Origin of the sequence: Pseudomonas sp. RC10 (genome assembly GCF_038397775.1) — a bacterium.
Taxonomy (GTDB): Bacteria; Pseudomonadota; Gammaproteobacteria; order Pseudomonadales; family Pseudomonadaceae; genus Aquipseudomonas; species Aquipseudomonas bambusae.
The window spans coordinates 560,816-581,157 of the sequence record NZ_CP151650.1 but is presented as its reverse complement, the minus strand read 5'-3'; the positions used below and the strand labels follow the sequence as shown (position 1 = coordinate 581,157).

19 protein-coding genes are annotated in these 20,342 nt (G+C 59.4%); 5 read left to right on the top strand and 14 right to left on the bottom strand.

The features are described from left to right. Positions 1–43 precede the first annotated feature (43 nt). From dgcA to AAEO81_RS02585, 3 genes are all read right to left on the bottom strand, one after another. Positions 44–2,104 (bottom strand): dimethylglycine demethylation protein DgcA, encoded by a 2,061-nt coding sequence (gene dgcA, locus AAEO81_RS02595; protein WP_166595688.1) that lies wholly within the window; start codon positions 2,102–2,104, stop codon positions 44–46. A 152-nt stretch (positions 2,105–2,256) separates the two neighbouring features. Then, positions 2,257–2,787: a DUF5943 domain-containing protein gene (locus AAEO81_RS02590; protein WP_341961441.1), complete on the bottom strand. Its 531-nt coding sequence runs from the start codon at positions 2,785–2,787 to the stop codon at positions 2,257–2,259. 75 nt (positions 2,788–2,862) lie between these two features. Further along, on the bottom strand, positions 2,863–3,840 hold the full coding sequence (locus AAEO81_RS02585) for a dipeptidase (protein ID WP_166595690.1): 978 nt from the start codon (positions 3,838–3,840) through the stop codon (positions 2,863–2,865). Positions 3,841–4,068: 228 nt separating this feature from the next. Here AAEO81_RS02585 and AAEO81_RS02580 point away from each other — a divergent pair, with 228 nt between their 5' ends. Together AAEO81_RS02580 and AAEO81_RS02575 are read left to right on the top strand one after the other, a co-directional pair. After that, entirely contained in the window at positions 4,069–4,473 is a 405-nt protein-coding gene (locus tag AAEO81_RS02580; RefSeq protein WP_341961439.1) for a lysozyme inhibitor LprI family protein, read from the top strand. A 48-nt stretch (positions 4,474–4,521) separates the two neighbouring features. After that, complete coding sequence (locus tag AAEO81_RS02575; protein ID WP_341961437.1) at positions 4,522–4,944, top strand: DUF3010 family protein; 423 nt, start codon at positions 4,522–4,524, stop codon at positions 4,942–4,944. Positions 4,945–5,072: 128 nt separating this feature from the next. Here the strand turns inward: AAEO81_RS02575 and AAEO81_RS02570 are convergent, their stop codons facing one another. Both AAEO81_RS02570 and AAEO81_RS02565 read right to left on the bottom strand, forming a co-directional pair. Beyond that, positions 5,073–6,242, bottom strand: coding sequence for a hypothetical protein (locus tag AAEO81_RS02570; RefSeq protein WP_341961435.1), 1,170 nt, complete (start codon positions 6,240–6,242; stop codon positions 5,073–5,075). Between the two features lie 67 nt (positions 6,243–6,309). Further along, on the bottom strand, positions 6,310–7,269 hold the full coding sequence (locus AAEO81_RS02565) for a GlxA family transcriptional regulator (protein ID WP_166595693.1): 960 nt from the start codon (positions 7,267–7,269) through the stop codon (positions 6,310–6,312). Positions 7,270–7,489: 220 nt separating this feature from the next. Between AAEO81_RS02565 and AAEO81_RS02560 the strand changes: the two genes are divergently transcribed. The 3 genes from AAEO81_RS02560 (at position 7,490) to AAEO81_RS02550 (ending at position 10,138) form a co-directional block, all read left to right on the top strand. After that, on the top strand, positions 7,490–8,377 hold the full coding sequence (locus AAEO81_RS02560) for a 3-keto-5-aminohexanoate cleavage protein (protein WP_166595694.1): 888 nt from the start codon (positions 7,490–7,492) through the stop codon (positions 8,375–8,377). Between the two features lie 153 nt (positions 8,378–8,530). Beyond that, on the top strand, positions 8,531–9,496 hold the full coding sequence (locus tag AAEO81_RS02555) for an L-carnitine dehydrogenase (RefSeq protein ID WP_341961434.1): 966 nt from the start codon (positions 8,531–8,533) through the stop codon (positions 9,494–9,496). Positions 9,497–9,661: 165 nt separating this feature from the next. Next, the gene (locus tag AAEO81_RS02550) at positions 9,662–10,138 is read left to right on the top strand and encodes a thioesterase family protein (protein ID WP_341961432.1); all 477 of its coding nucleotides are present in this window, start codon (positions 9,662–9,664) and stop codon (positions 10,136–10,138) included. Positions 10,139–10,220: 82 nt separating this feature from the next. Here the strand turns inward: AAEO81_RS02550 and AAEO81_RS02545 are convergent, their stop codons facing one another. From AAEO81_RS02545 to tkt, 9 genes are all read right to left on the bottom strand, one after another. Next, a complete protein-coding gene (locus AAEO81_RS02545; protein ID WP_341961431.1) occupies positions 10,221–11,489 on the bottom strand; it encodes an MFS transporter in 1,269 nt (422 codons plus the stop codon). Between the two features lie 91 nt (positions 11,490–11,580). Next, positions 11,581–12,459, bottom strand: a complete 879-nt coding sequence (locus AAEO81_RS02540) for an alpha/beta hydrolase (RefSeq protein ID WP_341961430.1) — start codon at positions 12,457–12,459, stop codon at positions 11,581–11,583. Between the two features lie 74 nt (positions 12,460–12,533). Next, entirely contained in the window at positions 12,534–13,553 is a 1,020-nt protein-coding gene (locus AAEO81_RS02535) for a 4-hydroxythreonine-4-phosphate dehydrogenase PdxA (protein ID WP_341961429.1), read from the bottom strand. Between the two features lie 390 nt (positions 13,554–13,943). After that, positions 13,944–15,008 carry a class II fructose-bisphosphate aldolase gene (fba, locus tag AAEO81_RS02530; protein WP_093468420.1) on the bottom strand — a complete coding sequence of 355 codons (1,065 nt, stop codon included), beginning with the start codon at positions 15,006–15,008 and terminating at the stop codon, positions 13,944–13,946. Between the two features lie 124 nt (positions 15,009–15,132). After that, entirely contained in the window at positions 15,133–15,456 is a 324-nt protein-coding gene (locus AAEO81_RS02525) for an MliC family protein (protein ID WP_341961428.1), read from the bottom strand. Positions 15,457–15,555: 99 nt separating this feature from the next. Beyond that, positions 15,556–15,783 carry a hypothetical protein gene (locus tag AAEO81_RS02520; protein ID WP_166595701.1) on the bottom strand — a complete coding sequence of 76 codons (228 nt, stop codon included), beginning with the start codon at positions 15,781–15,783 and terminating at the stop codon, positions 15,556–15,558. A 28-nt stretch (positions 15,784–15,811) separates the two neighbouring features. Then, the gene (locus tag AAEO81_RS02515) at positions 15,812–16,975 is read right to left on the bottom strand and encodes a phosphoglycerate kinase (protein WP_341961426.1); all 1,164 of its coding nucleotides are present in this window, start codon (positions 16,973–16,975) and stop codon (positions 15,812–15,814) included. Between the two features lie 16 nt (positions 16,976–16,991). Further along, positions 16,992–18,041, bottom strand: coding sequence for an erythrose-4-phosphate dehydrogenase (epd, locus tag AAEO81_RS02510; protein ID WP_341961425.1), 1,050 nt, complete (start codon positions 18,039–18,041; stop codon positions 16,992–16,994). Between the two features lie 143 nt (positions 18,042–18,184). Beyond that, complete coding sequence (gene tkt, locus AAEO81_RS02505) at positions 18,185–20,182, bottom strand: transketolase (RefSeq protein ID WP_341961423.1); 1,998 nt, start codon at positions 20,180–20,182, stop codon at positions 18,185–18,187. Positions 20,183–20,342: the final 160 nt, after the last annotated feature.

Below are 20,342 nucleotides of genomic sequence, written 5' to 3'. Positions count from 1 at the left end.
CTTTTAACTTGAAGTTTGCAGCTCAAAGCTCGCAGCTATGCCGTCAAAAATCCTTACAAAGCCGGAGCGCGTCATAGATGGCGGCATGGGTATTACGCTGCGCCACGCAGTCACCGATGCGGTAAAGCAGGTAGCCATCACCGGCCTGGCTCAACAACGGCTGAGGCTGGATCGCGAACAGTGCGTCGATGTCGATCTGGCCCTTGTTGCGCGAATCTTCCTTGAGGCCGTAGTACAGCTCTTCGTCAGGACGCACGCCGTTCTCGATCACCACCTGGTCGATGACCCGCTCCTCTTTGGCGCCGGTGTATTCGTTCTCCAGCACCGCCACCAGCTTGTCGCCTTCGCGGTAGACCTTCTCCAGCATCATGTCGCCGGTCATGATGATTTCTTTCGGGTACATGCTGCGGTAGTACGTCGGGAACGACGTACCGCCCATGGCCACGCCCGGCTTGATGTCGTCGGTAACGATCTCGACCTGACTGCCTTTGTCGGCCATGAAGTCGGCCACCGACATCCCGGTGAATTCACAGATGGTGTCGTAGACCAGCACGTTCTTGGCCGGTGCAACTTTGCCGTCCAGCACGTCCCAGCTGCTGACCACCAGGCCTTCAGCAGCGCCCCAGTGCTCGTTCTGTTCGATGAACGGGTGACCGCCCACTGCCAGCACCACCACATCCGGACGCAGGTCGCGAATGGTGGCGACATCGGCCGCGGTGCCCAGACGCAGATCGACCTTCAGACGCGCCAGCTCCAGCTGATACCAGCGGGTGATACCGGCGATCTGGTCACGCTGCGGCGCTTTCGACGCCGTGGTGATCTGGCCGCCAATGGCGTCCTTCTTCTCGAACAGGGTCACGTCGTGGCCACGCTCGGCTGACACACGCGCTGCTTCCATCCCGGCAGGACCGGCACCGACGATCACCACTTTGCGTTTCACGCCGGTGGTTTTCTCGATGATGTGCGGGACGCCCATGTATTCACGGGAGGTCGCGGCGTTCTGGATGCACAGCACGTCCAGACCCTGGTACTGGCGGTCGATGCAGTAGTTGGCACCGACGCACTGACGAATCTGGTCGACCTGGCCCATCTTGATCTTGGTGATCAGGTGCGGGTCGGCGATGTGCGCGCGGGTCATGCCGACCATGTCGACGTAACCGCCTTCCAGAATACGCGTGGCCTGGTTCGGGTCCTTGATGTTCTGCGCGTGCAGAACCGGGGCCTTCACCACTTCCTTGATACCGGCCGCCAGGTGCAGGAACGGCTCCGGTGGATAACTCATGTTGGGGATAACGTTGGCCAGGGTGTTGTGCGTGTCGCAACCCGAGCCCACCACACCGATGAAGTCGATCATGCCGGTCTGGTCGTAATACTTGGCGATCTCTTTCATGTCTTCATGGCTGAGACCGTCCGGGTGGAACTCGTCACCGCAGATACGCAGGCCCACACAGAAGTCAGGACCGACTTCCTTACGCACAGCCTTGATCACTTCCAGACCGAAACGCATGCGGTTTTCGAAGCTGCCGCCCCATTCGTCCGTACGCTTGTTGACGCGCGGGCTCCAGAACTGGTCGATCATGTGCTGGTGCACGGCCGACAGTTCAACGCCGTCCAGGCCACCGGCCTTGGCACGAGCTGCCGCGCTGGCGTAGTTGCCGATCACGCGCCAGATTTCTTCCGGCTCGATGGTTTTGCAGGTCGCGCGGTGAACAGGCTCGCGGATACCCGATGGCGACATCAGCGTCGGCCAATGGTCGCCGTCCCAACGGGAGCGACGGCCCATGTGGGTAATCTGGATCATGATCTTGGCGCCGTGCTTGTGCATGGCGTCCGCGAGGTTCTGGAAGTGCGGAATGATCTTGTCGGTGGCCAGGTTGACCGACTTCCACCAGCTTTGCGGGCTGTCGATCGCCACGCTGGAAGAGCCGCCACAAATGGCCAGGCCGATGCCGCCTTTGGCTTTCTCCTCGTAATACTTCACGTAACGGTCGGTGGTCATGCCGCCATCAGTGGCATAAACCTCGGCGTGCGCGGTACTGAGGACGCGGTTGCGGATTGTCAGTTTGCCGATTTGGATAGGCTGAAACATTGCTTCGAAAGCCATTTCTAACTCCTCAAGACGAAAGAAAGCTGCTGCGCTCGGCGATGCTGCGTTGAACTCAAACTCGAAATGCTCATTGACTAAAGTCAACTCCGCTTTCTCGCTTGAGTTCGCCTTGCCTGGCCTTCGCTCGCGACGCTTTAAAACGGCTCGGTTTAAATTGGGTTTACGACGAACAGGCCATCTTCGTGGCCCTCTTCCGATCCGCCGTAAACCTGCTCGGCTACAGTGCGAACGGAACTGCCTTTGGCAGCGAGAATCTGGTCCATGGCGCCGGCGAACCAGCCTGTGAACATGTAATCGACCTTGCGACCAACCTTGCCGTACACGTACACGAACGCCGAGTGCTCCAGCTTGACGCTGCACGTACCTTTATCCAGATCGATTTCCTGAATCTTGAACAGGCCCCAGCCACGCTGCGACAGGCGGTTCATGTAGTGGTCAAATACCGCGACGCCTTCGATGCCATGGCATTCGGCTTCTTTTTCGCACCAGTGCCAGGCGGACTTGTAACCGGCCTTGTAAAGAATCTCGGCGTAGGCTTCAGCGCCCAGCACTTCCTCGATGCCCATGTGGTTGTTCACGAAGAAGTGACGCGGCACGTACAGCATTGGCAGGGCGTCGGAGGTCCAGACACCGGTCTCGCTGTCGACTTCGATTGGCAATTGCGGGGCGATCTTGGCCATGGAAACTTAACTCCAGAAAATTTTGTTTGGATGCCCCCTCCGCGGACGGGAGGGGGAGAAATTCAGTAGAAAGGGTTACTCGCCCCAGACATCGCCCAAGATGCGAACCCAGTTCTCGCCCATGATCTTGCGTACAACGCGCTCCGAATGGCCGCGTTTGAGCAGGGTTTCGGTCAGGTTCGGGAACTCGCCGACGGTACGGATACCCAGCGGGTTGATGATCTTGCCGAAGTTGGTCAGGCGGCGGGCGTAGCCCTTGTCGTGGGTCAGGTATTCGAAGAATTCCTGGCCGTGACCCTGGGTGAAGTCGGTGCCGATACCGATGGCGTCTTCGCCAACGATGTTCATCACGTATTCGATGGCTTCGGCGTAGTCGTCGATGGTCGAATCGATGCCCTTGGCCAGGAACGGCGCGAACATGGTCACGCCGACAAAACCGCCGTGGTCAGCGATGAACTTCAGTTCAGCGTCGGATTTGTTGCGAGGGTGTTCTTTCAGACCCGAAGGCAGGCAGTGGGAATAGGTCACTGGCTTCTTCGATTCGAGGATGACTTCTTCGGAGGTCTTGGAGCCGACGTGGGACAGGTCGCACATGATGCCGACGCGGTTCATTTCCGCGACGATTTCACGCCCGAAGCCCGACAGGCCGCCGTCGCGCTCGTAGCAGCCGGTGCCGACGAGGTTCTGGGTGTTGTAGCACATCTGCACGATGCCCACGCCCAGTTGCTTGAAGATCTCGACGTAGCCGATCTGGTCTTCGAACGCGTGGGCGTTCTGGAAGCCGAACAGGATGCCGGTCTTGCCCAGCTCTTTGGCCTTGCGGATATCAGCAGTGTTGCGCACCTGGATCACCAGGTCGCTGTTCTCGCGGATCAGCTTCTGGCTGGCAGCGATGCTGTCGACAGTCTGCTTGAAGCCTTCCCACACCGACACTGTGCAGTTGGCCATGGTCAGGCCGCCTTTGCGCATGTCTTCAAACAGCTCACGGTTCCATTTGGCAATGATCAGACCGTCAATAACGATGCTGTCTGCGTGCAATTCGGCTGGGCTCATCAGGCTGTCCCCTCTAGGTTAATCACGCGCCGAAACGTCTGCCGGCGCTTTGGGGCCAGCATATGCCTGAGGGTCGGACGAGCCGGGTGCAAAAACGACAGGGGAATTGCCGAAAGCGTCAAGAAACGACAAAGGGCGACCGCATGCGTCTGCCGCCTGCGTTTGATAACTGTTCTTTGCCGCCCGGTTGGGCGAGAATTCCCGACATCACTGAATCGGGAAACCCCAATGAAGACGATTTTTCTGGCTCTGGCTCTATTCGCGACAGGCGCACATGCAGCGGCAAATCCGGACGCCACCCCTTGCGACGGCGTGGACGAGGACAAACAGACCCTGGAATGTTCCGTGTACAGCCGCGACACCGCGGTGAAGCTGCTGGACGAGAACTTCGACAACCTGCAAGAGCGCGTGAACACCCAGTTCGGTGCGAACAAAGCACAGGCCAACGAATTCATCGCCAAGCTGAAAACCGCCCAGGATGCCTGGAAAAAACTGCGCGACGCCGACTGCGCCGTGGAAGTCTTCCCTGCCAAACCCGGCAGCAAGGAATTCAACATCGGCCAGAACGACTGCCTGGCGCGCACGAGCGACGAGCGGTCTGAGTATCTGGAAAGCATCGCCCAGTCTGAATGACGTTCGAATGCGCTACCCTGACGCCTTTTACAGGCTCAAGGTCAGCACATGAATATCTGCGGCGTAGAAATCAAAGGCAGCGAAGCCATTTTCGCTGTCGCCACTCGCGCCTCCGGCGCGCCTGAACATCTGCCACTGGCAACCAAAAAGATCGCCCTGGAAGACGATGACGAAGCCGCCAACGTCAAAGCGTTCGGGCGCCAAATCTCGACCTTCGTTCACGAAAACGCCATCACCCACATCGCCATCAAAAAGCGCAGCAAAAAAGGCGAATTCGCAGGTGGCCCGACCACGTTCAAGATCGAAACGATTTTTCAGCTGCTGGATGACTGCGACGTCGTGCTGTTGTCGCCCCAGACCATCAACGCCCAGATGAAAAAGCACAACTTCGAACTGCCTGCGACGCTGAACAAGTATCAGCATGAGGCGTACAAGGCGGCGTGTTCGGCGTTGATGAAAGGCTTGAAGTAACAGTTGGAGTCAACGTTCTACCCTGTGGGAGCGAATTCATTCGCGAATCAATTGATCAGCCGCCACCTCTCTACCGGCGGTACCGGCCATCGCGAATGAATCGGTCCCTCAGGTCCTGATGAATCCAGCTACGCTCTGCGCTGTCTTAACCACTCGCCAAACGCCTTGTCTTCCAACGCATAGGCGCCCCGGCTCGATTTCCAGACCAGCTCCTTTTCACGCAAGGACTCGATGGCGGCCTGAATGGTTTGCGTTCCAGGCACGACGTCACTGCCGAGACTCTCCAACGCTTTACCAACTGCCAATACCGTCGCATCGGCAAACGGCGCAAACGGTTGGTTGTCATGCGTGCGATCAGCCATGACTTCCAACACACCGCGTTGCGGAGGCGTCAGCGCGTTATAGGCGCTCTCAAACTCTTCCCAGACGCCAGCGCGCAGCGATTCGGCGCTGTTGCGCAGCAGTTCGCCAAGGTTTTCCGCTTCTCCAAGCTCCAGCGCAACATTACCGATGATCGTGCGCAGCATTTCAGGCCGACGTCCTACCAAATCGAACGCTGCGTCGATATCAACTGCCGAGAATTGGTTGGTTTGCGCGAGATGGCTGTTCAGGTGGGCGGTGTAGGCCTTGGTGAAGTCTTTGCCCAACAGAGGAAACGGCGTGACGCTCGACCCATAGAACGGCTGATTCTTGTTCAACACCAGATGCGCCAGCTTGTCCCGATTGGAACCCGTGAGGACCAGCCGCAATCCGCCAATACCGCGCTCGACCCCTTGGTTGAGTTCATCGCGTGCAGCTTTCAATGCAAACATGGCATTGACGCCTGCCTCGCTGGTCAACGCGTGCTGTGCCTCGTCGATGATCAGCACGATCATTTTCTGTGCAGCACTGTGCAGTAGCTCCAATGCCTGCGTGAGCGTTGCGCCAACAGGCAACTGCGGCTTGGTGAAGTCCCAAGACAGCGTGCGCAGGAAATTGAGCTTTTCGATGCCAGCTGATTTGGCGAGCTTACGTATGCCTTTCTCGTAGGGGACCAACGCTGCGGCGATGGCTGCACTGATGAGATCCGCAGGGTCCTTCTCCCGATCCGCCCACAGATCCACGTAGACCGGCTCCCAATCCTGCTTCAGGCATTGAGGCACCAGATCTTCGCGCAGAAATGTGCTTTTACCCGTGCGACGGGGAGCCGCCAAAAACAGCCCTGAGGAATAATCGTGCAAGCCTTCGCCGATCAGGCCCTGCGCAATGGAGAGGGCAAGGATGTCGCGTCTGAATACAAAGCCGGTGCGCTTTGTCATAATTTATACCCAATTATTGCTACAACCATAATTTATGGTCGTCAGTATAATTGACCATAATTCAGAGTCAAACGACCTTGGGCTCCCGCGCCACCCGCCCACGATCCTCCCTTGGACATACCACGTACCGCGCCTTGTAACTGCGGGTGAAGTACGACGGCGATTCAAACCCGCAGGCAATGCTGACCTCCAGCACGCTCATGTCGCTCTGCCGCAGCAACTGTCGGGCCTTCTCAAGGCGCAGGCCGAGGTAAAAGTTGCTTGGCGTGTCATTCAGATGCAGACGAAACAGCCGCTCCAGTTGGCGGCGTGTCACCTGAATGCCTTCGGCCAATTCCAGCGTGCTCAATGGCGGCTCGGTGTGCTGTTCCATCACGCCAATCACCTGCACCAGCTTCTTATTGTTGATGCCGTAACGCGTGGCGATCTGCATGCGTTGGTGGTCTTTGCGCTGGCGGATGCGGCCCAGCACGAACTGTTCTGACACCTTGATCGCCAGATCCGGACCGTGGGCCTGGCCGATAAGGTCGAGCATCAGGTCGATGGAGGCCGTACCGCCTGCCGAGCTGATGCGGCGGCGGTCGATTTCGAAGAGTTCCTGGGTCGCTTGCACCTTCGGATAGGTTTCCTTGAAGGCGTCGAGCGCTTCCCAGTGCAGGGTCAAACGGTAGCCGTCCAACAGGTCCGCTTCGGCCAGTACGAAACTGCCGGTGTCGATGGCTCCCAACGTCACGCCTTCCAGATCAAGGCGTCGCAGCCAATGCTCCAACGTCGAGGTGTAACACTTCAGCGGGTCTACGCTGGCCATGACGCACAACGTCGCGCCCTTTTTCAGCGGCTCCAGCGCAGCGTCGGCGTTCACCGACATGCCGTTGCTGGCAATCACCGGCCCACCGTCGGCGCTCAGCACATGCCACCGATACAACTCGCCCCCAAACCGGTTGGCCACGCGCAGAGGCTCCAGTGCCGAGACGAAGCCCATCATGGAGAAACCGGGCATGAGCAGAAAATAGAAATCCTGGGACATCGTTGGCGCGTTCCTTGGGGATTTTGTCGGGCAAAGCCTCTATAGCCGGTATGAGATACGCCTGTTCAGACACCGAGGCAATAACACAGGTCGCTCCCGTGCAAGAGCTTGTCGCCGCTGTGCGTTTTGAGGGGCCTTGGGCTGCGTAGCTTTGCACCTCAAAAGCAGGTGCTAAAAAGCCTGCGCCTCACACGACCCTGGCCTGCAAGGAACCTCACTCATGAATCACGACGTCATCATCACCTGCGCACTTACCGGTGCTGGCGACACGACCGGGAAAAGCCATCTGGTCCCGATCACCCCGAAACAGATCGCTGCTGCCGCCGTCGAGGCCGCTAAAGCAGGTGCGACCGTCGTGCATTGCCATGTGCGTGATCCGCAGACCGGCAAGTTCAGTCGTGACGTCGAGCTGTACCGCGAGACCATGGACCGCATCCGTGAAGCGGACATCGACATCATCGTCAACCTGACCGCAGGCATGGGTGGCGACCTGGAAATCGGCCCGGGCGAGCGTCCCACCGATTTCGGTCCGAACACTGACCTCGTCGGCCCGCTGGCCCGTCTGGCCCACGTCGAAGCGCTGCTGCCAGAAATCTGCACGCTGGACTGCGGCACCCTGAACTTCGGCGATGGCGACACCATTTACGTGTCGACCCCGGCACAGCTGCGCGCGGGCGCCAAACGCATTCAGGAACTGGGCGTGAAGGCTGAGCTGGAAATCTTCGACACCGGTCATCTGTGGTTCGCCAAGCAAATGATGAAGGAAGGCCTGCTCGACAACCCGCTGTTCCAGCTGTGCCTGGGCATTCCGTGGGGCGCGCCAGCGGACACCACTACGATGAAGGCCATGGTCGACAACCTGCCAGCGGACGTGGTCTGGGCCGGTTTCGGGATCGGACGCATGCAGATGCCAATGGCGGCGCAAGCGGTGCTGCTGGGCGGCAACGTGCGGGTCGGTCTGGAAGACAACATCTGGCTGGATAAGGGCGTGCTGGCGAGCAACGGCGCACTGGTCGAACGGGCCAGCGAAATCCTCAGCCGCATGGGTGCCCGGGTCATGACCCCGGCTGAAGGCCGCGTGAAGATGGGCCTGAAGAAGCGCTTCTGACTCCGAGTTTCATCTATCTCCCTGTGGGAGCGAATTCATTCGCGAGACGCCAGTACATCCAATGGAGACGTATTGGCTGAATCGCCCCATCGCGAATGAATTCGCTCCCACAGTTGATCGCATCGACCACAGAATTCTTGTCAGGACATCACCATGACCTTCATCACCGAAATCAAAACCTTCGCCGCGCTGGGTAGCGGTGTCATTGGCAGCGGCTGGGTTGCCCGCGCCCTTGCCCACGGCCTTGACGTCGTCGCCTGGGATCCGGCACCGGGTGCCGAAGCCGCCCTGCGCAAACGCGTCGCCAACGCCTGGCCTGCGCTGGAGCAGAAAAGCCTGGCCGCTGGCGCGTCTCAAGATCGCCTGAAGTTCGTCGCGACCATCGAAGAATGCGTGCGCGATGCCGATTTCATTCAGGAAAGCGCCCCGGAGCGTCTGGACCTGAAGCTCGATTTGCACAGCAAGATCAGCGCCGCGGCCAAGCCTAACGCGATCATCGGCTCCAGCACCTCGGGTCTGCTACCGTCGGAATTCTACGAAAGCGCGACCCACCCTGAGCGTTGCGTGGTCGGTCACCCGTTCAACCCGGTTTACCTGCTGCCGCTGGTCGAGGTCGTTGGCGGCAAGAACACCGCACCCGAAGCCGTTCAGGCGGCGATCAAAGTGTACGAATCCCTTGGCATGCGCCCTCTTCACGTGCGCAAGGAAGTCCCGGGCTTCATTGCCGACCGCCTGCTCGAAGCGCTGTGGCGTGAGGCGCTGCACCTGGTCAACGATGGCGTGGCGACCACGGGTGAGATCGACGATGCGATCCGCTTTGGCGCCGGGCTGCGCTGGTCGTTCATGGGCACGTTCCTGACTTACACCCTGGCAGGCGGCGATGCAGGCATGCGGCACTTCATGGCGCAGTTTGGTCCGGCCCTTCAACTGCCGTGGACGTACCTGCCAGCGCCTGAGCTGACCGACAAGCTGATCGACGATGTGGTCGATGGCACCAGCGATCAGCTCGGCACGCACAGCATCTCGGCGCTGGAGCGTTATCGCGATGACTGCCTGCTGGCGGTGCTGGAAGCAGTGAAGGCCACCAAGGCCAAGCACGGGATGGCGTTTGAGGACTGATCAGCGCCTGATTGAATAACGCGCAACCTGTGGGAGCGAATCTATTCGCGATGCGGTGGTACAAACGATGGATCTGCGTCGGGTGTACCGGCCTCTCGCGAATGAATTCGCTCCTACAGGGGATCGCGCTAGCCCGCCACTCTGTGACCTTTCTGGATGTTTGCCATGCCCACTTTGATCACCCACAAAACCCCGATCCTCCAGGATTGGGTCGACTACAACGGCCATCTTCGCGATGCGTTCTATCTGCTGATCTTCAGCTATGCCACCGACGCGTTCATGGACCGTATCGGCCTGGCCAGCGACGACCGGGATGCCAGCGGCAACTCGCTGTTCACTCTGGAAGCGCACATCAACTACCTGCACGAAGTGAAACTTGGCGAAGACGTCGAGGTGCGTACGCAAATCGTTGCCCACGACCTCAAACGCGTGCAGCTTTATCACAGCCTGTACAAAGCGGGCGGCGACGAAGAACTGGCGGCCAGCGATCAGATGCTGCTGCATGTGGACCTCGCAGCAGGTCCCAAATCGGCGCCGTTCAGTGAGCAATCGCTGGAAGCATTGCGCTTGCTCAGTGAAGCGCAGCACGACCAACCGTCTCCGACGTATGTCGGTCGAGTGATCGGTCTACCGAAACGCTGATGTCTCTGTAGCCGCGCGGCTCGTCGGCGGTGGCATGGGTGAAAATCGCTTTCCGCTTACGAGCCGTACGGCCATCGATGATCTACGCCACCACCCGTTTCCCGGTGGACGGTGAAACGGCGCTGACAGCCGGTTCATCGTCCAGCTTGATGAACATCGCCAACACCGGCCCCAACAACACCACGACGATGGACGCCGAGAAGGCCGCCATCCAGTTGGTGCCTGTCACGTCCAGCAACCAGCCGATCACGACCGGCGACACCGCCCCTGCCACGGCCATGCCGAAGAAGGTGCACGCGCTGGAGGTGGCTGAATGCTCGTGAGAGACCTCCGTCCCGATCACCCACAACGGCGAGTCCGCCAGCTCCGAGCAGAAAAACGAAAAGCTCAGGCCTGCCGCACAGATGTAAATGTTTTGCGTAAACATCAGTGGGATCAGCCCGATGATCGACGCCAGAAAGCCAAAGATGATCAGATCACGACGCGAGCGCAGCTTGTTGCCGGTCACCTTGAACCGCCAATCTGAGAGCATTCCGCCCACTGCCGTACCAACCGTCCCGCCCAGCAATACAAAGGTGGAAAACAGCGCGGTCTTCGACAGATCCATCCCGTAGCGCTGTGTGAAAAACGACGGAATCCAGTTCAGAAAAAACCACAGCACCCACCCATGACAAAAGCACGTCGCGGCAGCCGGCCAGACTTTGCGCAACATCGTTGGCCAATGCACCGGCGTCGGTGCACGAACTGGCTCCATGACCACGGCTTCGACCTGTTTCTTCGACTCACCGAGGATGAAGTACATGACAAACATGTAGATCAGCGTCAGCACACCCAGAATGATGAATGCCATACGCCACGAGAACTGCAGGATCAGGAAAGTCACGATCAGCGGCGCCAGCGCATTGGCCAATCGTCCTGACGCATGCATCACGCCCTGGGCCGTGCCGCGCTGGGTGATGGGAATGGCCCGCGCGATCATCCGCGCAGCGGTCGGGTAGATCGGCGCCTCGCCAATACCGACCACGAATCGGGCAATGACCAGCACGACCAGCCCGCTGACCAGGCCGGTCGCAATCGTCGCCACCGACCAGATCACGCCGTACAGCAACATCGCTTTGCGTGAGCCGATCCGGTCACTGAGCCAGCCGCCAGGGATCATGAAGCAGCTGTAGGCCACCGCGAAGGCCGAGAACATCATGCCGAGGTTGGTGTTGCTGAAACCCAGCTCTTTACTGATGGTGGGGGCGGCGACCGCCAGATTGGTGCGGTCGACATACATGATGAAAGCCATGACGCAAAGCAACACGAAGGTCAGTGTCGCCCTGCGCTTTTGCGCATGAGTCGGTAACATTTTTTCCACCTGTTCTTATCTTTATCGTGGAACGAGCCGCCTTCCCGATTTGGGTCAGGCCGCTCGCGTCGCTACTGCTGACAACTGCGACTTATTTGAAGAAGCCCTGCAACACCTCGTAGGTCTCGTCGGGGCATTCTTCCTGCAGGTAATGCCCTGAGGGCACGGTGGCCGTCTGCACGATATTGGTCGCGTAACGGCCCCAGACTTCGGCGGCGTTGTGATTGCGGCCGACGCCGCCTTTCTCGCCCCACACGATCAGCGACGGGGTTTGCACCTTGCGGCCTGCGTCGAAGTCCGCGGTGTCCATGTCCAGATCGATGCCGAACGTCGCCCGGTAGTCTTCACACATGGCATGCGTGGTGGCCGGGTTCTTGATGCAGCGGATGTAATCGGCCAGCGCTTCAGGGCCGAAAAAGGCCGTGCCCTGCGCGGTTTTCGAGAGTTTGCGCAGAATGAAGAACTCGGGGTCGGCGTTCATCATGGTTTCCGGGGTCGGGTAGTCCTGCGCCATGAAGAACCAGTGCCACGAGAACTTGCCCCATTGGCGGGTGACGTTATTGAGCAAGTGGTGCTGCGGCAGCATGTCGACAAACCCCGCTTTCAGCACCTTTTCAGGGTGATCCAGGCACATGCGATGAAGCACACGGGCACCTCGATCATGCCCAGCAGCGTTGAATTGCTCGAAGCCCAGCGACTGCATGACTTCGACCTGATCCTGCGCCATGGAGCGGAACGAATAAGCCGAATGGTCGCCACCGCCTTCGGGTTTGGAGCTGTCGCCATAGCCGCGCAAATCGGTGCAGACAACGGTGAAATCCTTGGCCAGACGCGGCGCGATCTTGTGCCAGGACAGGTGATTGAACGGGTTGCCGTGCATCAGCAACAGGGGTGGTCCTTCGCCGCCGACGACGGTGACGATCTCGGCGCCGCTGGTTTTGACGGTGGTTTTGGTGAAATTCTCGAACATATCGCCAGCCTCTTTCTTATCGGTTTTATTCTTGAGTACGAACGTCCTTTACCAACCAGATGAATTCCCTGTCCTTATGCGGTGGCCACCTCGCGCTTGAGTTTGCGGGCGGCGGCGTTATCGGTGGCGACGCGGAAAGCAGCAGCCATCGCGCCCACGTCCGCCTTGCCGGTGCCAACGATGTCGTAGGCCACGCCATGGGCGGGCGTCGCGTATACCGTTTTCAGTCCACCGGTCAGGGTGACGCCTTGAGAGAAGCCGAGCAGCTTGGTCGCGATCTGGCCCTGGTCGTGGTACATGATCACCACCGCGTCAAAATCGCCGTTGCGGGCCTTGATAAACACGGTGTCGGACGGGAATGGACCTTCACTGGCCAAGCCTTTGGCACGCAGTTTTTCGAGGGTTGGGCGGATGATCGTGATCTCTTCGTCGCCGAACAGGCCGTTCTCGCCGTTGTGCGGATTGAGCGCGGCAACGCCGATGCGCGGCGCTGGGTTACCGAGCGCTTTCAAGGTGTCGTGGGCCAGTTGCAGCGCGCCTTCGATGCGATCCGGCTGGACCATATCGACCGCTTTGCGCAGGGCAACGTGGGAGGTGACACGAAAGGTAGAAAACTGCGGGATGATGTTCACTTCGCCGAAGTAGCCGACATGATCGGTCCACGCGGCAAACATCTGATGTTCGTCATGGTAATTCCAGCCGCCACGGTGCAGGCCTGCCTTGTTGAGCGGCGCAAAGCAGATGCCGTCCAGCTCGCCAGCCAGCGCGAGGTCGGTCATCACTTTGAGGGTTTCGCCAGTCAGGCGGCCGGATTCGGCGTTAACCTGGCCGCGTTCGAACAACGAAGGGTCGACGTTGTGCAGGTCCAGCAAGGGAACGGCTTCGCCGCTGTGATCGGCGTCGCGGAGGGTCGAGATAACGGTGTAAGGAATGGTCAAGCCTGCGTCGCGCATCCCCAATTTGAGGACACGTTCGTCACCGATGATCACCACGTCAGCCCGTTCACGCGCTAGGGGAGTCGAGAGCAGCTTCACCACCAGCTCAGGGCCGATGCCTGTGACATCACCGAGCATAAGTCCAATCAGAGGCTTCATCAGGTGTTTCTCCGGTTCGGTTTTGTTTTTGTAGTGATCCTCATCCTAGACCTGCCCTGTCCCCAAACAACGTGCAAACCGTGGCAGGGCGATTCACGGAGTGTGGTTTTGAGTTGCCACATCGAGGTCAAGGCTTTGTCTGATGCACCGCTTTCGCTGTCCTCGTAACCTCCGGCATCTCCCACAGGTATCAGGCTGAATGCAGGCCCCTGTGGGAGCTTCCGGAGGTTACGACGGTGGCGAATGGAGTTTGTCTGACACACCGCTTTCGCGGCCGTCGTAACCTCCGACTGCTCCCACAGGTGAATCGTATGAATCCGATAAATCCAGGCCACAAAAAAGCCCGCATCGCTGCGGGCTTCTTCGTATTTCTTACCGATCAAATAATGATCAGTTGACCTTGGCGTTCAGCTCGCCTTTGGCATAACGCTCGAACATTTTCTCCAGGGAGATCGGTTTGATCTTGGAGGCGTTGCCAGCGGTGCCGAAGGCTTCGTAACGGGCGATGCAGACGTCGCGCATGGCCGAAACGGTTTTCGCCAGGTATTTACGCGGGTCGAACTCGCTCGGGTTCTTGGCCATGAACTCGCGGATGGCACCGGTGGACGCCAGACGCAGGTCGGTGTCGATGTTGACCTTGCGCACGCCGTGCTTGATGCCTTCGACGATTTCTTCAACCGGCACACCGTAGGTTTCTTTGATGTCGCCGCCGAACTCGTTGATGATCTTCAGCCATTCCTGAGGAACGGACGACGAACCGTGCATCACCAGGTGGGTGTTCGGAATGCGCTTGTGAATCTCTTTGATGCGCTCGATCGCCAGGATGTCGCCGGTTGGCGGTTTGGTGAACTTGTACGCGCCGTGGCTGGTGCCGATGGCGATGGCCAGGGCGTCAACCTGAGTCTTCTTCACGAAGTCCGCGGCTTCTTCCGGGTCGGTCAGCATCTGGCTGTGATCCAGTTGACCTTCGGCGCCAACGCCGTCTTCTTCACCGGCCATGCCGGTTTCCAGCGAACCGAGAACACCCAGCTCACCTTCAACGGAAACGCCGCAGGCGTGAGCCATGGCGACGGTTTCCTGGGTGACGCGGACGTTGTATTCGTAGTCGGCCGGGCTCTTGCCGTCTTCGCGCAGGGAGCCGTCCATCATGACCGAGCTGAAGCCCAGTTGGATCGAACGCTGGCAGATGGCAGGGCTGGTGCCGTGGTCCTGGTGCATGACCACCGGGATGTGCGGGAATTCTTCGATTGCCGCGAGGATCAGGTGACGCAGAAACGGGGCGCCTGCGTATTTACGCGCGCCGGCCGAGGCCTGAACGATCACCGGGGAATCGGTCTTGTCGGCCGCTTCCATAATGGCGCGCATCTGTTCCAGGTTGTTCACGTTGAAGGCTGGAACGCCGTAGCCGAATTCGGCGGCGTGGTCCAACATCTGGCGCATGCTGATAAGTGCCATTGTCTGTCTCTCTCCCGGTAGGGTCGTTAATCGCGTGTGCCTGCCGTAACGGCGGCTATTCAAATTATAGGGGCGTTACTGCTGATCACCGCCCGGTGTTGCATCGGTCGAACCGCTCAGCGCATCAAGGCGCCGTGCAGCCGCGACCGATCAAATCGTTGGTAGCGTCCCAATAGACCAGGCCTTCGCTACCCTTGTTGTCGAACGCCAAGACCCCGTTGCTGTACAGCGCACCCGAAGCACCGGGTGCAGCCTGCAGACGGAACACTTGCTCGCTCTGGTTCAAGCGCACATCGACCTCTTTCTTCGCAGGGTCAGCATAGCGCCAGTAAATCTCCGCCTTGCTGTCACAGACCCAATGGGTCCAGGGCGTAGCGGGTTCAGAAGCCTTCATGCTGGCGCAACCGCCCAGCAGCATCAGTGTCGCAAGGGCAATCAAGCCTTTCATTACCACTCCTGGAACCCCTGCGAAACACGATTTCCATCGACGTTTCGATACCCAGGGGCAGTTCTGTTTCTGATGTTTCTGTTCGCTGTCAGTTCAGATTCAGCGACAGGCTACCGGCCCGACAGCGGGCATGAACTCGTACTTTTCCCAGACCTCAGGACCGCCGCGTTTGTACACGATCGGCACGGTTTCCGCCTGCCAGCCCGCCTGATAGCAGCTGACCTGAAGCTGTTCCGGCGCCGCGTTCAGCGCCGTCTGGGCTTCGGGCTTGCTCGCGCAGCCGACCAGCAAACCCGCCATGATCAACAGCGGTAATGGCTTGACCATCTCACTCCCCTTCACCTCAGCCTGGAATTCAGGCCTTGGCGCGTTGTTCCAGAATTTCCACGGCTGGCAAGACCTTGCCCTCGACGAACTCAAGGAACGCGCCGCCGCCGGTGGAAATATAAGAGATGTCGTCCTTCACACCGTATTTGTCGATGGCTGCCAGCGTATCGCCGCCGCCCGCGATGGAGAACGCCGAGCTGTCGGCAATCGCTTTGGCCAACGTCTTGGTGCCTTCACCGAACTGGTCGAATTCGAACACGCCCACCGGGCCGTTCCACAGAATAGTCTTGGAAGATTTCAACAAGTCGGCGAATTGGGCGGCAGTTTTCGGGCCAATGTCGAGGATCATGTCGTCGTCGGCCACGTCGGCGATCAACTTCACGGTCGCTTCGGCTTTGTCCGAGAACTCTTTGGCAACCACTACATCCACCGGCAATGGCACGCTGACCTTGGCCGCAATGGCTTTGGCGGTCTCCAGCAGGTCCGGTTCGTACAGCGATTTACCTACCTTGTGACCGGCTGCGGCCAGAAAAGTGTTGGCGATGCCGCCACCGACGATCAGTTGATCGCACTTCTCGCTCAGGCTGTTGAGCACGTCCAGCTTGGTCGAAACCTTGGAGCCAGCGACGATGGCCGCCATCGGCTTGGCCGGGTTGCCCAGCGCCTTGCCCAGCGCGTCCAGTTCGGCGGCCAGCAAAGGACCGGCCGCAGCGACTTTGGCGAATTTGGCGACGCCGTGGGTCGAGCCTTCAGCGCGGTGAGCGGTGCCGAAGGCGTCCATCACGAAGACGTCGCAGAGCGCTGCGTACTTCTGCGCCAACTCGTCGGCGTTTTTCTTCTCGCCCTTGTTGAAGCGCACGTTTTCGAACAGCACGATGTCGCCGGCCTGGACGCTGACGCCGTCCAGATAATCAGCCACCAGCGGCACGTCGCGGCCCAGGGCCTTGCTCAGATAATCGGCAACGGGCTTGAGACTGTTTTCGGCGGAAAATTCACCTTCGGTCGGACGACCCAGGTGCGAGCAAACCATGACGGCTGCACCTTTCTCCAGCGCCAGTTTGATGGTCGGCAGCGAAGCAAGAATGCGCGCGTCGCTGGTGACGACACCGTCCTTGACCGGAACGTTGAGGTCTTCGCGGATCAGTACACGCTTACCTTGCAGATCGAGGTCGGTCATCTTCAACACGGTCATGAGGCGTTCCCTGTTTTTACTGTTGTTTATGGATACTGCGCAGATAGTGATCAGCGACATCCAGCATTCGGTTGGCAAAACCCCATTCGTTGTCGAACCAGGCCAGGACGTTGACCAGTCGCGGGCCGGACACCCGTGTCTGGCTAGCATCGATGATGGCCGAATGAGGGTCATGGTTGAAATCACAACTGGCGTGCGGCAATTCGGTGTAAGCCAGCAAACCTTTGAGCGGGCCGCTGGTGGCGGCCGCGCGCAAAATACGGTTGATCTCGACCGCGTCGGTGTCACGCGCCACCTGCAACGTGATGTCCAGGCAAGAGACGTTCACCGTCGGCACACGAACTGCTTTGGCCTGAATTCGGCCGGCAAGTTCCGGAAGCAGCCGCTCGATGCCCCGCGCCAGACCAGTGGACACCGGAATGATCGACTGGAAGGCCGAGCGCGTGCGACGCAAATCCTCATGATGATAGGCGTCAATCACGGGTTGGTCGTTCATCGCCGAGTGAATCGTGGTGATGGTGACGTATTCCAGGCCCAGCTCGCGGTTTAGCAGGTGCAGCAACGGTACGCTGCAATTGGTGGTGCAAGACGCGGCGGACACCAGCAGTTCGTCGCCGGTCAGCGTTTCCTGATTGATGCCGTAGACAATCGTGGCATCGACATCGGCCTCGCTCGCCATCGGCTGCGAGAACAGGACACGCGGCGCGCGCGCGGACAGAAAACGTTCGCCATCAGCTCGGCTGTTGTAGACGCCCGAGCATTCGAGCACCAGATCGACGTCCAGCTCGTTCCAGTCGATGCCTTCCGGCGTCGCGCTGCGGAACACTTTGATGACGTGATCGTTGATGTGCAGATAATCGCCTTCGACCCGCACTTCGCCGGGAAACCGGCCGTGTGTGGAGTCAAAGCGCGTGAGGTATTCGAGACTGGCCATGTCGGCCAGGTCGTTGATCGCCACCACTTCAAAGCCCGCCTTCGCACCTCGCTCGCACAGCGCGCGCAGCACGCAGCGGCCAATCCGACCGTAACCATTAAGGGCGACTTTATAAGGGCGTGACTGAGGCATGGGGGGTTCTCAAATATTTGGTGATGTTTAGAGAACCTGTAGGAGTGAGCTTGCTCGCGATTGCGGTACATCTGTCGACGAATTCATCACCGACAAACCGCTATCGCGAGCAAGCTCACTCCTACAGTGATTGCGCAGGCTTCTTAGTCTTCCAGCAGCTCTTCAGCCGTGCTGATGACGTTCTCCAGCGTGAAGCCGAACTCTTCGAACAGCAGGTTCGCAGGCGCCGACTCACCGAAGGTGGTCATGCCGATCACGCGGCCTTCCAGACCGACGTACTTGTACCAGTAGTCCGCGTGAGCGGCTTCGATGGCAATACGCGCACTGACTTCCAGCGGCAGGACCGACTGCTTGTACAGAGCGTCCTGGGATTCGAAAACGCTGGTGCACGGCATCGAAACGACACGCACGTTTTTGCCGTCGGCGCTCAGCTTGTCGAATGCCTGAACGGCCAGACCTATTTCGGAACCGGTGGCGATCAGGATCAGGTCCGGCTCACCGTTGCAGTCGCGCAGCACGTAACCGCCACGGTTGATGTTCTCCAGTTGCAGCGCATCACGTGCCTGGTGAGGCAGGTTCTGACGGGAGAAGATCAGCGCCGAAGGACCGTCGCTACGTTCGATGGCGTGTTTCCAGGCCACGGCCGATTCCACGGCGTCGGCTGGACGCCAGGTGTCCAGGTTCGGCGTGGTGCGCAGGCTGGTCAATTGCTCGATCGGCTGGTGCGTCGGGCCGTCTTCGCCCAGACCGATGGAGTCGTGGGTGAACACGTAGATAGTGCGCTGCTTCATCAGCGAGGCCATGCGCACCGCGTTGCGGGCGTATTCCATGAAGATCAGGAAGGTCGCGCCGTACGGCACGAAACCGCCGTGCAGGGCGATACCGTTCATGATCGCACCCATGCCGAACTCACGCACACCGTAGTGCAGGTAGTTGCCGCTGGCGTCTTCACCGGTGATCGATTTGCAGCCTTTCCAGATGGTCAGGTTGGAACCGGCCAAGTCAGCCGAACCGCCGAGGAACTCTGGCAGCAGCGGGCCCAAGGCGCTCAGGGCGTTCTGGCTGGCTTTACGGCTGGCGATGGTCTCGCCTTTGGCGTTGACTTCAGCGACATAAGCCGCCGATTTCTCAGCGAAGTCAGCCGGCAGCTCGCCGCTCATGCGACGGATGAGTTCGTTGGCTTCGGCCGGGAATGCAGCGGAGTAGGCCGCGAAACGCTGGTCCCACTCGGCTTCGGTCGCCAGGCCTTTTTCCTTGGCGTTCCACTCTTTGTAGATGTCAGCCGGGATTTCGAACGGACCGTGGGTCCATTTCAGCGCTGCACGAGTCAGGGCGATTTCGTCGTTGCCCAGCGGTGCGCCGTGGCACTCTTCCTTGCCCTGCTTGTTCGGCGAACCGAAGCCGATGGTGGTCTTGCAGCAGATCAGGGTCGGCTTGTCGCTCTTGCGAGCGGTATCGATGGCGGTCTTGATTTCGTCGGCGTCATGGCCGTCAACGTTGCGGATCACCAGCCAGCCGTAGGACTCGAAGCGCTTCGGCGTGTCATCCGTGAACCAGCCTTCGACTTCACCGTCGATGGAGATGCCGTTGTCGTCGTAGAAGGCGATCAGCTTGTTCAGTTGCAGCGTGCCCGCCAACGAAGCGACTTCGTGGGAAATGCCTTCCATCATGCAGCCATCACCCATGAACACGTAGGTGTGGTGATCAACGATGTTGTGGCCAGGACGGTTGAACTGGGCGGCCAGGGTCTTTTCCGCGACAGCGAAACCGACAGCGTTGGCGAAACCCTGACCCAGCGGGCCGGTGGTGGTCTCTACGCCTGGGGTGTAACCGAATTCAGGGTGACCCGGGGTACGGCTGTGCAGTTGACGGAAGTTTTTCAGGTCTTCAATCGACAGGTCGTAACCGGTCAGGTGCAGCAGCGAGTAGATCAGCATCGAGCCGTGGCCGTTGGACAGGATGAACCGGTCACGGTCAGCGAACGACGGGTTGCTCGGGTTGTGCTTCAGATAATCGCGCCAAAGGACTTCAGCGATATCCGCCATGCCCATCGGGGCACCTGGGTGGCCGCTGTTGGCCTTTTGCACGGCATCCATGCTGAGTGCACGAATGGCATTGGCACGCTCACGACGGCTTGGCATCGCTGATCTCCTGGGGGCAGAAAGAAGTGGGATCTGAAAAAGGCGGCCATTTTCCCTCAGGCACTGCTTCGGGGCAATGACAGATGCGGCCTGATGCGCGTTTTTCCTGAGTTGCAGGCGTTTTTCGTCCAACCATGCGCGGCTTGCGCCTTGAAACGGC

Bases quoted from the DNA above. Each gene is read 5' to 3' on its own strand.
- dgcA (WP_166595688.1), bottom strand. From the start codon at position 2,104: ATGGCTTTCGAAGCAATGTTTCAGCCTATCCAAATCGGCAAACTGACA.
- AAEO81_RS02590 (WP_341961441.1), bottom strand. From the start codon at position 2,787: ATGGCCAAGATCGCCCCGCAATTGCCAATCGAAGTCGACAGCGAGACC.
- AAEO81_RS02585 (WP_166595690.1), bottom strand. From the start codon at position 3,840: ATGAGCCCAGCCGAATTGCACGCAGACAGCATCGTTATTGACGGTCTG.
- AAEO81_RS02580 (WP_341961439.1), top strand. From the start codon at position 4,069: ATGAAGACGATTTTTCTGGCTCTGGCTCTATTCGCGACAGGCGCACAT.
- AAEO81_RS02575 (WP_341961437.1), top strand. From the start codon at position 4,522: ATGAATATCTGCGGCGTAGAAATCAAAGGCAGCGAAGCCATTTTCGCT.
- AAEO81_RS02570 (WP_341961435.1), bottom strand. From the start codon at position 6,242: ATGACAAAGCGCACCGGCTTTGTATTCAGACGCGACATCCTTGCCCTC.
- AAEO81_RS02565 (WP_166595693.1), bottom strand. From the start codon at position 7,269: ATGTCCCAGGATTTCTATTTTCTGCTCATGCCCGGTTTCTCCATGATG.
- AAEO81_RS02560 (WP_166595694.1), top strand. From the start codon at position 7,490: ATGAATCACGACGTCATCATCACCTGCGCACTTACCGGTGCTGGCGAC.
- AAEO81_RS02555 (WP_341961434.1), top strand. From the start codon at position 8,531: ATGACCTTCATCACCGAAATCAAAACCTTCGCCGCGCTGGGTAGCGGT.
- AAEO81_RS02550 (WP_341961432.1), top strand. From the start codon at position 9,662: ATGCCCACTTTGATCACCCACAAAACCCCGATCCTCCAGGATTGGGTC.
- AAEO81_RS02545 (WP_341961431.1), bottom strand. From the start codon at position 11,489: ATGTTACCGACTCATGCGCAAAAGCGCAGGGCGACACTGACCTTCGTG.
- AAEO81_RS02540 (WP_341961430.1), bottom strand. From the start codon at position 12,459: ATGTTCGAGAATTTCACCAAAACCACCGTCAAAACCAGCGGCGCCGAG.
- AAEO81_RS02535 (WP_341961429.1), bottom strand. From the start codon at position 13,553: ATGAAGCCTCTGATTGGACTTATGCTCGGTGATGTCACAGGCATCGGC.
- fba (WP_093468420.1), bottom strand. From the start codon at position 15,008: ATGGCACTTATCAGCATGCGCCAGATGTTGGACCACGCCGCCGAATTC.
- AAEO81_RS02525 (WP_341961428.1), bottom strand. From the start codon at position 15,456: ATGAAAGGCTTGATTGCCCTTGCGACACTGATGCTGCTGGGCGGTTGC.
- AAEO81_RS02520 (WP_166595701.1), bottom strand. From the start codon at position 15,783: ATGGTCAAGCCATTACCGCTGTTGATCATGGCGGGTTTGCTGGTCGGC.
- AAEO81_RS02515 (WP_341961426.1), bottom strand. From the start codon at position 16,975: ATGACCGTGTTGAAGATGACCGACCTCGATCTGCAAGGTAAGCGTGTA.
- epd (WP_341961425.1), bottom strand. From the start codon at position 18,041: ATGCCTCAGTCACGCCCTTATAAAGTCGCCCTTAATGGTTACGGTCGG.
- tkt (WP_341961423.1), bottom strand. From the start codon at position 20,182: ATGCCAAGCCGTCGTGAGCGTGCCAATGCCATTCGTGCACTCAGCATG.